The following is a 10,360-nucleotide window of genomic DNA, read 5'->3' on the forward strand; positions in this document are numbered from 1 at the left end:
ATCACGCGCAGGCTGCCTAACCTCTCAATCCAGATGGACCAGAGCCTCCGTTCCTGAGCTTCCCGACTCGTCTCAAATCATCTGACGACGGACAGTCAACCGTCAGAAGGATCTCCAATACGCCAGCCGCGCTCACAGCCACATCGCCCGTCAGAAGCAGACGCACCGGCTCCGCCACGTCATTGCGGAACTCGCCCGCCGGCTTCCCGCAGAGGTCGCGGCCGAGCCGGAGATCAAGGCACTGACGGCGTATGGCTGCCTGACCCGCATGCACGTGGTGCGGCTACTCGCACCGCGGCTTGAGGCAGAAGACCATATGCGCGACATCGATTTCAGCCCGAACGGGATACGAGCGCGTGAGGAGGCCGGTTACCTGCACGCGCGGCGTGTGCTCGCTGAGGCGCCGTGGAGACGAGAGGTCGACCCTCTTGAAGGCTTCGTACTGCATGAGGCTGAGGCAGATCAGGCTGCGGTCACCCGATGAGGCGCCTGTGAGAGGAGAATTTGTGGAACGAATGACGAACGACGCGCAGGCGCAAATCCGATCGGAAGGCGCATCGCAACGACTGGTCGCCTCAACCGTGACGCGCCTCTCGCTCGAGCTTTCGTGTGCATGTCTGTCCGATTGGAAGGCGCCCTTTGCGAGGACCGTCTTTCAAACGTCAGAGCTATCATACTCCGTATGTCGAGCCGCTAGTTGCAAGGCTAGGATTGGATGTGGCAAGCTTTTCCTGATCAAAAACAATGATTAGGTCGGGAAACTCCCAGACGGCCGCAAGCCAAAGCCGCGCCATGTCGACCCGGAAGTATTGATGCGTGAAGATGTTCCTGATACCGGCCATGCCCGCCCCATCGATTTCGCCGTGTCTAATATTCAAATCCTCAAGTGACTTCTTCACGACCTCTCTCAGCTCGGTCACAGCCTCCTTGAGGGCGCGGTACCTATCCCAATCGGTCGTCGGCATCAGCTCGAAGCCATCCTGGGTCGGATTTGAGGCGTACCGCACAGCGCCACGTGCCGCGTCCGGAAGGTCTTCGAGAAGCAGTTCGAGGTCGCGCGGCATCAGAACACCGCCACGGCATCGCGTTCCGCCGACGCTGCGAAGCGAGGATACAGATTTAGCCATTCCGCCAGATAGACCGGATGACCTAGGATCTCGGCTAGGTCGCTTTTTAGTCTTACGAAGCCCGTGAGCGACATGCAGGTATCCGATGATACTTCGATCAGGTTGTCGATGTCGCTATCGGTCCGGTTCTCGCCGCGGGCCGTAGAGCCGAAAATGGACATCCTGGTGATGCCCCGGGCGTCGAGGGCCGCTTCCGCGCGCGGAGAGCGGAGATCACTTCCACGAGGATTAGTGGGCGCTGCCGGTCCCCGGAAGCCAAATGATCTTCGACGAGCCGTCTTAAGGTCAAAGCACCCACATTCAGACGTAGAAGAACGTGAGCGTATCGAGTCGATCAATGAATTCGGCCGCTTACCAGTAGGGCATGCCAAACTCAGGTTCCCTTCACACGGGAGGCGTCGCGGTGCGGGCCGTCAGCAGCCGGTACAGATCGAGGTCACGATGAGCCGGTGGAGCTCGCCGCTCTTGCGGTCGAGGTCCGGCGTGGTCCCGCTGCGCCCGTCGAGGGTAAGGCCGGCCGGCTTCGTGGTTCCGTTCATAGTCACGTGGCGAAGCTGCGCCTTCGGCAGTGCAGCGGTTGCGACGACTCTCGGCGCGTCGATCGGCGCGGCTCGAACCGGGAGGGTGGCGATGGTGAAAAGGGCGATGACAGCAAGGGCGGAGCGGATCATGGCGGTGTTCCTCGACACGGTGCTTGGCAGAGGATGTTCAGGCGTAGGCGACGATCATCAGGCCGAAGAAGGCGGCCAGGGTGCCGATCACCGGGGCGAGTGCGTAGAGTGGGTTGGGCATCGGAGGTCTCCGCGGCGCGACGATCGCGCCATGTCCATGAGTGCCGGCGGAGCGATGGATCCGCGTGTGGCCGCGCACATGAGCCTGTCGACGGATCAATCCGGGCCTGCCATAAATCATGCGGTGCTGGTGCCCGGCGGGGACGCGGGATGGCTGTAGGCCGAACCTCGTTGCAGCTGTCTGTAGGGCGACGGACCGGGCAAACAGTCTGAAGTATCAGCATCCACGCCTGTGACGGGAGCTTGCTTCGAGCGCTGGCGATCTTAAGGATGATTCCGAAGGAACGGCCACCCGTGCCGCGTGCGGCCCAAACCCGATGCTTTCGCTTCCGCGAGAGGTCTGGCACAACCTGGTGACTGCCTGCGCTGCCCCGATCCAACCGGATTGCACACGCTCAGGCCCTCGCTGCCCGAGGCACGTGATGCTCAAGTTCTACTTCAACCTGTCTCCGAATCCGAGCAAGGTCGCGCTCCTGCTGGAGGAGCTCGGTCTGGACTATGAACCCGTGCCGGTGGATACCCGCCGCGGCCAGCAGTTCGAGCCTGCCTTCCTCGCCGTGAACCCGAATGGAAAGGTGCCCGCCATCGTCGACGGCGAGGTCACGGTCTTCGACAGCAACGCGATCCTGCTCTACCTCGCCGAGAAGGCCGGCCGCTTTCTACCCGCCGGTGCAACCGAGCGGGGACCGCTTCTGTCGTGGCTGATGTTCGTGGCCACCGGGATCGGTCCGTTTTCAGGGCAGGCCGTGCATTTCCGGCACTTCGCGCCGGAGCCGGTGCCGTATGCCCGTGAGCGCTATGCCTACGAGGCACGCCGCCACTACGGCGTGTTGGAAAGCCACTTGGCAGGTCGCCGGTACATGGTCGGCGACACCTACACCATCGTCGACATGGGCGTTTGGGGTTGGGCACGGATGCTGCCGTTCGTGCTCGGCGAGGATGCTTGGGACAAGCTGCCGAACGTGAAGCGACTTCACGACGAGATCGCCGCGCGTCCGGCTGCGCAGAGAGCGCTCGGGTTGAAGGACCGCTTCAGTTTCAAAGCCGAGATGGACGATGAGGCGCGCGCTCACATGTTCAAGCACATCGCCGAAGGGTGAAATGAAGAGTTAGGCACCGTCGTCATAGCTGGACGGTGCCACGTCGGTCGAACAGAAAATGCCGCTCACTTCATCATGCCGAGTGACGGCTCTTCCTGTCCGACCCGGAGCATCAGAGGCCAGACGCATCAAATCAACACTTCATCGATGACACGGAGTACAACGACGCGGCATCATTTTCATACTTTACGGCTACGAAGGCGAGTAACCGCGACCCAGGGCGCGGCGAACGGATGAGAAGCTTCCATGCATCGCTCGCAACTCGGAGCCTCGACAATGCGATACGCCGCAACCCTTCTCGCCCCCGTGCTCCTGTCGTCCGTCTTGGGGCCTGCCGGCGCGGCTGAGCGCCCGGTGGTCGTCGAGCTGTTCACTTCGCAGAGTTGCTCGTCGTGTCCGCCCGCCGAGGCGCTGCTCGGTCGGCTTGCTCACGAGGGTGCGGACGTGCTGCCGCTCGCGTTCCACGTGACCTACTGGAACCACCTGGATTGGCGTGACGCCTATTCCCTGCCGGCCGCGACGGCGCGTCAGAGCGCCTACGCGGCGCGGTTGCGTGGTCCGAGCTATACGCCTCAGGCCGTCGTCGATGGTCACCTGGACGTTCTCGGCTCCGACGAGGCGGCGTTGCGCGCCGCCGTCGCACGCGCACGCGCTTGGCGATCGGTCCCCGTCTTCCTGGTGCGGGATGGCGGCGGCTTGGCGGTGAAACTCGGAGCCGCGAGCGGTTCCGGATCGGTCGTGCTGGTCGGGTTCGACCCGAGTCACACGACGCGGGTTGCGCGGGGCGAGAATGCCGGTCGCACGATCGAGCAGGCCAACATCGTGCGTTCGCTGCGCGAGATCGGCCGATGGTCGGGTGCCGCGATGACGCTCAGCACTCCCCTACCGGCAGGCGAGACCGCGGCGGTGCTGGTCCAAGCACCTGACGGGACCATCCTCGGCGCCGCACGCCTTTAGTCGGACGGCGACACTCGAACCGGCCGTCGCCCGGTGATCCCCGCCGTTTCTCCACCTGACGGAGAGCTTTTCGCATCGCTCCTCGTCATTACCTCTGCTGTCGATGAGAGCGTAGGCGGGCCGGGGCAAAAATCGGCGGGAGTCGGATGGCGCTCGAAGAGGATCTCGCCCGCTTGCTGGCGGCAGCGCAAGCCGGCGACGCGGCGGCCTACCGGATTCTCCCGAAGGCATGCCTGACGGTGGTGGCGGGCATTGCCCGGCGCAGGGGGTGAGGGGCGAGGCAGTGGACGATGTCGTGCAGGACGCGCTCATGACGGTGCATCGGGCGAGAGCGGGCTATGACCCCCGCCGACCCTTCCTGCCGTGGCTGCACGCGATTGCCCGACGCCGGGGGATCGACCGATTGAGGCGGGCGGGCCGCGGTCCGCAGGAGGTCCACGATCCCCTGGCCTATTGCGCCGAGGTCGATCCCGGCCCCGCTACCGGCACGGCGCCGGGGGCGGGCGGGCGAAGCATGGCACTGGCTCGCGCAGTCGCCGCCCTGGCGGAGTGCCAACGTCAGGCGATCGAGAATCTCGGCCTGCGCGAGTTGTCGCTGGACGACACCGCGCGACTCATCGGCCGCAGCAAGGGAGCGCTGAAGGTCAACCTGCACCGAGCCATCGAGGCTCTGCGCGCCAGCCTGATCCAGGAGAAGGAGTGATGGTCACGCTCAGCCCTCACGACAAGCTTGTCGCGGACCTCGCTGAAGGATTGAAACCCGTGCGGCCGCTGCCTGCGCCGTGCGTTCGTGCCGTGTTCTGGTTCGGGGGGGCGATGCTCGTCGGACTGATCCTAGCAACACGGATGGATGCGGGCGATTTTCTGATCCGGATGCGCGCACCGAACCTGATGCTCGCCGCGCTCGGGGCCATGTCGACGGCGGTGACTGCATCCCTCGCCGCCTTCGCCACCGCCGTGCCGGGACGCTCCGGCGCTTGGGCGCTGCTGCCGCTGCCCGCCGTCGTCCTGTGGATCGGCGCGAGCGGCCTGGGCTGCCTGTACGTTCGGATTGTTCCCGGCACCGGCATCTCCGGGCCCCACGACATGACGATGTGCCTCGGTGTCCTGGTCTGTGTGTCTGTGCCGCTTTCGGCGCTGATGGTCGTCATGGTGCGCCGGGCCTGCCCGCTTCGGCCGAACCTGACGGCGGCGTTGGGGGGCCTGGCCGTCGCCGCGGTCGCCGCGACGATGCTGATGCCGTTCCACTCCTACGACGCCACCGCGACGGATCTCGCCTTGCACGCCGCCGTCCTGCTCGGCGTGATCGGACTCAACAGGATCCTGGCCGGTCCCCTGCTCGCAGGACGAGGCTGATGCTGCGAGGCCTGATGTGCGAGCGCAGGAAGTTTGTCGGCAGGAGCGGGTAGTGTGTCGGCCTGGGCGCGCGAAGTTTGTCGGCGCGCGCCCAGACCCGTCTGATCATCGAGTTCCGGCCCCGAATGCGTGAGCGGGTTTCTTTGCGCCCGAGGCCACTAGCCCGCGCCGGACAAGCGCGACCGTCTTGCGGCCGTCTACGACCCGGCCAGCGTCGAGGCGTTCGAGGGTCACTGCATCAGAGTCTATTTGCTTGGCTTAAGTATCTGGGCGTTGGCTTCCGTGACCCTGGCCCGCAGGCCATACCTCAGGGCGGACCACTCCAGTGGGGGCGGATCAGGTCGGATTAAGGAGCACGCATACCGTCTGAGCTCTGGCGAGGACTCGCACGCCTCACCCCATGCGTGAATCCTACCTCCGCGTCAGTGCACTCGGATGGGCGCCAAGCCGAATGTCCGATTCTGCGCGCGATGGCGATCCGGCATGACGTCGTCTGGCCGAAGAACGAACCCGCTGCGCGGGAGGGTGCGTGTGGTGAGGGCGCGGTAGGGTCGGGACCGTCGCGTATCGTTTGAGGCCCGTCGGAGGCGGGCCGAGCATCGCGGCTCCTTCATCCGAGGAGCCCCACGATGCACGATCTTCTCCCCGCCAGCGCGGTCAGCCCCCTGCGCCAGCGCCTGATCGATGACATGAGCCTGCGCCGGTTCTCGCACGAGACCCAGCGCAACTACATCCGCGACGTCGGCCGCCTCGCCACCTTCCTCGGGCGCCGGCCCGACACGACCACCGCGGAGGACCTGCGCCGCTTCCAGGTCGAGCAGCGCGAGGCCGGCGTGCCGGTGCCGACCCTCAACGCCATCGTCTCGGCATTGCGCTTCTTCTTCACCCACACCCTCGACCGGCCCGACCTCGCGCGGCGGCTCGTCCGGCTCGCCTATCCGCTCACGCTGCCGGTGGTGCTCAGCCGCGACGAGGTCACCCGGCTGCTCGACGCCACCACCTGCCTCAAGCATCAGGCTGCTCTGTCGGTGGCCTACGGCGCCGGCCTGCGCGTGGCCGAGGTCGCAGCGCTCAAAGTCATCGACATCGACAGCGCGCGCATGCTCATCCGGGTCGAGCGCGGCAAGGGCGGACGATACCGCAACGCGCTGCTCCCGGCGGACCTGCTCACCCTGCTGCGCCAGTGGTGGAAGGTCGGACGCCAGCAGGGCGTCATGCAGCGTGACGGCTGGCTGTTCCCGGGCCAGCATCCGATGAAGCCGATCAGCACCCGCCACCTCCACCGCATCGTGGTCGAGGCGGCCCGGGCGGCCGATATCGCCAAGCGGGTCGGCCCGCACACCCTGCGCCACAGCTTCGCCACCCACCTCTTGGAGGACGGCATCGACATCCGGGTGATCCAGGTCTTGCTCGGGCACGCCAAGCTGGAGAACACGGCGTTCTACACCAAGGTCGCCACCCGCACGGTACGCACCGTGACCAGTCCGCTGGACAAGCTGGGTCTGTTCAAGACGGGAGAGATCGCGCCCGGCTGAGACGGTGCGCGCCGCGATCGAGGTCGCCGACGTCTTCCGCGCTGCTGGGCCGGCCTACCGGGCGGCCCAGGCCGGCCACCTGAGCCTGCGGCAGCTCAAGGTCATGGCGGCGATCGAGCACTGCCGCACCGCCGCGCTCGGCGGCCACGTCGAGGGCTGCGGCGACTGCGGCCACCGGCGGATCGCCTACAACTCCTGCCGCAACCGGCACTGCCCCAAATGCCAAGGGGCGGCGGCCCGCACATGGCTGGCCGAGCGCGAGGCCGACCTGCTGCCGGTGGGCTACTTCCACGTCGTGTTCACCCTGCCGACGCAGGTCGCCGACATCGCCCTCCAGAACAAGGCCGCCGTCTACGACCTGCTGTTCCGCGCGGCGTCGGAGACGATGCTGACCATCGCTGCCGATCCCAGGCACCTCGGCGCCCGCATCGGCCTGACCGCCGTGCTGCACACCTGGGGCTCGGCGCTGACGCATCATCCCCACGTCCACATGATCGTGCCCGGCGGCGGCCTCTCGCCTGATGGTGCACGGTGGGTGTCGTCGCGGCCGGCCTTCCTCCTGCCGGTGCGGGTGCTGGGCAAGCTGTTCCGCCGCCTGTTCCTGGTCGGGCTGAGCGCGCTGCACGCGGCCGGACGGCTCGTCTTCTTTGGCGGCCTAGCGCCCCTGGCCGAGCGCCGCGCCTTCCTGCGCCATCTGTCCCCGGCCCGGACGAAGCGCTGGGTCGTCTACGCCAAAGCCCCGTTCGCCGGTCCCGCGGCGGTGCTGGCCTACCTGTCGCGCTACACCCACCGTGTGGCGATCTCGAACAGCCGGCTGATGAGCTTCGATGAGGCCGGCGTCACCTTCCGCATCAAGGACTACCGTCGCGACGGGCCTGAGCGCTACGGCACCCTGACGCTGGGCCCGCACGAGTTTATCCGGCGCTTCCTGCTGCACGTCCTACCCAAGGGCTTCCACCGCATCCGCCACTACGGTCTGCTCGCCAGCGCCGGCCGCCGGGCCAACCTCACCCGTATCCGAGCGCTGCTCGCCGTCCCGCCGCCGGTCATCCCGCCCGAGCCCACGGCGCCGCCCGACTGGCGCTCACCCTGCCGGTGCTGCGGCGGCCGCATGACGGTCGTCGAGACCTTCGGCCGCTTCCTGCAACCGCGCGGTCCGCCGACCGCGTCCGCCCTGACCGGGATGAGAGCACCGTGACCCGGCACGTCGTCAGCCACCATCATGCCGCCGGCCTTCGAGCCGCGGCCGGAGGAGCGTTGCGCCCCGACCGCCTCGACCCGCACTTCCGGCCGCCCGATCCAGACCGAGACCCGCCGGCCATCGCTCCGACCACCCCGTGCTGGCCGTCGGCCTGTCCCGGCGGATCACCCCGCCATCTCCGCCGAGCCCCTCGCCGGCCATCGCGCTCGCCCGCGCCATCAGGCCGGATCGCTCAATCCCCATAGCCGACTGCCTCGGTCCCCGCGGGTTCGTTCCTCGGAGACTTTCGTACGCCTGCCGGCGCCCGAAACTCTTCACGTAAGCCGCCGGTCTGCTTCAGAGAAGAGAACCGGAAAGGCGGTCGTCTTCCTCTCGATCGTCGACCCCCACTCGATCTTTCAGATTGGATCTGAGCGTGTTTTCGGAAACTCCAGCGGGAGGTTGTTGAGCACGCGCCAGAGCTCGTAGCCGACAGAGACGGTCTCCATCCGGATCCAGCCCCGCACCTTTGCCCCCAGTGGGATGAAATCGGCGTCGGGCCACGCGGACCGGTCGGGGTCCTGATCGACCAGCACGCGAAACAGGCCGCTCTGTTGCGCCGAGGGATCGACGGCACGCACCCGCCCATCGAACATGCCGTGGGCCACCGACGGCCAGCCGCTAAACTGGATGGCCGGCCAGCCCTCGAAGGCGAGGCGCACGCTCTGGCCGGGCCGGATCAGGGCGACGTCGCGCCCGTCGACCATCAGCTCGACGACGCGGACCGGCGCGAGCGGCGCGAGGGTGGCCAGAGTTTCCCCCGCGTTGACCAGCGTGCCGGCGGCCGCCGCGTTGATGTGCAGGATCCGGCCGTCCCGCGGCGCCCGAACGAGCTGCGCCGATTGGCGGTTCACGGTCACTTCGAGTCGGCTGAGCTTGGCCTTGGCCTCGGCCAGCTTCGCGCGCTGCTCCGCCACGCGGATCTGCGCGGCCTCGAAGTTGCGCCGCGTCACGAAGCCCTTGTCGGCGGCCTCGCGCGTCTGGCTGACCTGGCTCTCCGCAACCTTCACCGCCTGCTCCGCCGCAGCGATCTCGGCCTCGATCTGCTCCCGCTCGGCCGCGAGCCGCTTCAGCAGGAACGGATCGTTGTCGACGAGACGGGCGATAGGGTCCCCCGCGCGAACCCGTTGACCATCCTCGACGTACCAATGCTCCACACGACCCTGGACCAGGGCCGTGACCGTCTGCACGCGGTCGGCGGGGTTCGGGGCGATAACGCGCCCCGTCCCGGCCGAGGTCTGCACCCAGGGAACATACAGAAGGACCAGGACCGCGAGGCAGATCCCGATGCCGATGATCCAGGCCAGGACGGCCGCCGCGCGGGGAGGCCGGATCGAGGTCAGGGTCGGGAAGCTTTGGATATGTTCAGGCCGCGACAGCATGGGTCCTCTCACGCAGCTTGGCATTGTCGAGCCGGTCCTCACGCTCGGTGGCGCGCACATAGCCGTGCAAGCCCAGCCGGATCTGGTCATCGTAGATCGGTTGTGGGGGGCGCCGGGTGACATGCAGCACCGTCGTGCCCGCCTCCCGGAACCTTGCGAGCGCCGCCGCGACGCGATCCGGTGGAAGCAGGTCGAACAGCGTCGACAGGACGACGAGCTTCGGCGGTTGCAGAAGGGTGGCGGCCAGCTTCAGCGCGACGGCCTCACCCGCCGAAAGCGGCGAGCCGGACGCGGACAGCGGCGTATCGAGGCCGTAGGGCAAGCGCCGGATGCGCTCGACCAAGCCAACACGCTCCAGGCAATCGTGGATCGTGGCCGGATCCTGACCCTCGACCAGCGACAGGTACTCGCGGATGGTCGTCTCGGCGAGCGTCGGCCGATCCAGGACAAGGATCTCCGACCGCAGCTTCTCCGGATTGAACGCCGCGATGTCGGCTCCGCCGACCATCACCCACCCACGCTGCGGCCGAACCCTCCGCGCGAGGAGCGCCGCGACCGTCCGCTCGATCCCCTCGTCGGCGGCCACGGCGAGGATCTCACCGCTCTCGACCGCGAAGTCGAAGCGGCAGCCTTCGACCTCAACATCGCGCAGGCGCAGGCTGCCATTGGCGGGGCCAGGGCCGGTCCACCCATCCCCGTCCGCCTGCTCGATCCCGTCGAACAGCGACAGTTCGTGGAGCGCCGCGACGAGGTCGTAGAAGGTCCTCGCATGCGAGCCTAGTGCACTGACTCAGACGGATGGTTCAGGGGATCGGCCGACGGCTTCGAGGATATCGGTGGCGGGCTTTGTCCAGACGAAGGGTCTGGCGCGC

At 67.2% G+C, this 10,360-nt stretch carries 13 protein-coding genes and 1 pseudogene; 8 read left to right on the top strand and 6 right to left on the bottom strand.

Going from position 1 to position 10,360, the window contains the following annotated elements:
* Positions 1–94 precede the first annotated feature (94 nt).
* Positions 95–484 (top strand): annotated as a pseudogene (locus BM396_RS31245) (DUF3734 domain-containing protein); the annotation flags it as partial.
* A 187-nt stretch (positions 485–671) separates the two neighbouring features.
* On the opposite strand, the gene BM396_RS31250 reads toward BM396_RS31245, so the two are convergent.
* The 4 genes from BM396_RS31250 to BM396_RS33095 form a co-directional block, all read right to left on the bottom strand.
* Positions 672–1,064, bottom strand: coding sequence for a HepT-like ribonuclease domain-containing protein (locus tag BM396_RS31250; protein WP_043388069.1), 393 nt, complete (start codon positions 1,062–1,064; stop codon positions 672–674).
* Positions 1,064–1,288: a nucleotidyltransferase family protein gene (locus BM396_RS33835; RefSeq protein ID WP_051976313.1), complete on the bottom strand. Its 225-nt coding sequence runs from the start codon at positions 1,286–1,288 to the stop codon at positions 1,064–1,066. The genes BM396_RS31250 and BM396_RS33835 overlap by 1 nt, the downstream gene beginning before the upstream one ends.
* A gap of 252 nt (positions 1,289–1,540) precedes the next feature.
* Positions 1,541–1,798 (bottom strand): hypothetical protein, encoded by a 258-nt coding sequence (locus tag BM396_RS31260; RefSeq protein WP_043388070.1) that lies wholly within the window; start codon positions 1,796–1,798, stop codon positions 1,541–1,543.
* A 37-nt stretch (positions 1,799–1,835) separates the two neighbouring features.
* Complete coding sequence (locus tag BM396_RS33095; protein ID WP_158713320.1) at positions 1,836–1,997, bottom strand: hypothetical protein; 162 nt, start codon at positions 1,995–1,997, stop codon at positions 1,836–1,838.
* A 343-nt stretch (positions 1,998–2,340) separates the two neighbouring features.
* On the opposite strand from BM396_RS33095, the gene BM396_RS31265 reads away from it, so the two are divergent.
* The 7 genes from BM396_RS31265 (at position 2,341) to BM396_RS31290 (ending at position 8,064) form a co-directional block, all read left to right on the top strand.
* Positions 2,341–3,018 carry a glutathione S-transferase family protein gene (locus BM396_RS31265; protein WP_043388071.1) on the top strand — a complete coding sequence of 226 codons (678 nt, stop codon included), beginning with the start codon at positions 2,341–2,343 and terminating at the stop codon, positions 3,016–3,018.
* Between the two features lie 276 nt (positions 3,019–3,294).
* A complete protein-coding gene (locus tag BM396_RS31270; protein ID WP_043388072.1) occupies positions 3,295–3,975 on the top strand; it encodes a DUF1223 domain-containing protein in 681 nt (226 codons plus the stop codon).
* A 146-nt stretch (positions 3,976–4,121) separates the two neighbouring features.
* On the top strand, positions 4,122–4,247 hold the full coding sequence (locus BM396_RS33760; protein ID WP_278305567.1) for a hypothetical protein: 126 nt from the start codon (positions 4,122–4,124) through the stop codon (positions 4,245–4,247).
* Positions 4,248–4,258: 11 nt separating this feature from the next.
* Complete coding sequence (locus tag BM396_RS31275) at positions 4,259–4,678, top strand: sigma-70 family RNA polymerase sigma factor (RefSeq protein WP_238232137.1); 420 nt, start codon at positions 4,259–4,261, stop codon at positions 4,676–4,678.
* Positions 4,678–5,331 (top strand): NrsF family protein, encoded by a 654-nt coding sequence (locus BM396_RS31280; RefSeq protein ID WP_043388073.1) that lies wholly within the window; start codon positions 4,678–4,680, stop codon positions 5,329–5,331. Before BM396_RS31275 ends, BM396_RS31280 begins: the two co-directional genes overlap by 1 nt.
* Positions 5,332–5,960: 629 nt before the next feature.
* Positions 5,961–6,866 carry a tyrosine-type recombinase/integrase gene (locus tag BM396_RS31285; RefSeq protein ID WP_043388074.1) on the top strand — a complete coding sequence of 302 codons (906 nt, stop codon included), beginning with the start codon at positions 5,961–5,963 and terminating at the stop codon, positions 6,864–6,866.
* A 4-nt stretch (positions 6,867–6,870) separates the two neighbouring features.
* Positions 6,871–8,064, top strand: coding sequence for an IS91 family transposase (locus tag BM396_RS31290; protein WP_043388075.1), 1,194 nt, complete (start codon positions 6,871–6,873; stop codon positions 8,062–8,064).
* A gap of 401 nt (positions 8,065–8,465) precedes the next feature.
* Here the strand turns inward: BM396_RS31290 and BM396_RS31295 are convergent, their stop codons facing one another.
* The gene (locus tag BM396_RS31295; protein ID WP_043388076.1) at positions 8,466–9,488 is read right to left on the bottom strand and encodes an efflux RND transporter periplasmic adaptor subunit; all 1,023 of its coding nucleotides are present in this window, start codon (positions 9,486–9,488) and stop codon (positions 8,466–8,468) included.
* The gene (locus BM396_RS31300; RefSeq protein ID WP_081948843.1) at positions 9,472–10,218 is read right to left on the bottom strand and encodes an ATP-binding cassette domain-containing protein; all 747 of its coding nucleotides are present in this window, start codon (positions 10,216–10,218) and stop codon (positions 9,472–9,474) included. Before BM396_RS31300 ends, BM396_RS31295 begins: the two co-directional genes overlap by 17 nt.
* Positions 10,219–10,360: the final 142 nt, after the last annotated feature.

Source organism: Methylobacterium sp. UNCCL125 (assembly GCF_900116795.1).
In the GTDB taxonomy this organism is placed as follows: Bacteria; Pseudomonadota; Alphaproteobacteria; order Rhizobiales; family Beijerinckiaceae; genus Methylobacterium; species Methylobacterium fujisawaense.

Coding starts and splice junctions, on each gene's coding strand:
- BM396_RS31260 (WP_043388070.1), bottom strand. CDS start 1,798: ATGATCCGCTCCGCCCTTGCTGTCATCGCCCTTTTCACCATCGCCACC.
- BM396_RS33760 (WP_278305567.1), top strand. CDS start 4,122: ATGGCGCTCGAAGAGGATCTCGCCCGCTTGCTGGCGGCAGCGCAAGCC.
- BM396_RS31280 (WP_043388073.1), top strand. CDS start 4,678: ATGGTCACGCTCAGCCCTCACGACAAGCTTGTCGCGGACCTCGCTGAA.
- BM396_RS31285 (WP_043388074.1), top strand. CDS start 5,961: ATGCACGATCTTCTCCCCGCCAGCGCGGTCAGCCCCCTGCGCCAGCGC.
- BM396_RS33835 (WP_051976313.1), bottom strand. CDS start 1,288: ATGTCCATTTTCGGCTCTACGGCCCGCGGCGAGAACCGGACCGATAGC.
- BM396_RS31295 (WP_043388076.1), bottom strand. CDS start 9,488: ATGCTGTCGCGGCCTGAACATATCCAAAGCTTCCCGACCCTGACCTCG.
- BM396_RS31270 (WP_043388072.1), top strand. CDS start 3,295: ATGCGATACGCCGCAACCCTTCTCGCCCCCGTGCTCCTGTCGTCCGTC.
- BM396_RS31250 (WP_043388069.1), bottom strand. CDS start 1,064: ATGCCGCGCGACCTCGAACTGCTTCTCGAAGACCTTCCGGACGCGGCA.
- BM396_RS31265 (WP_043388071.1), top strand. CDS start 2,341: ATGCTCAAGTTCTACTTCAACCTGTCTCCGAATCCGAGCAAGGTCGCG.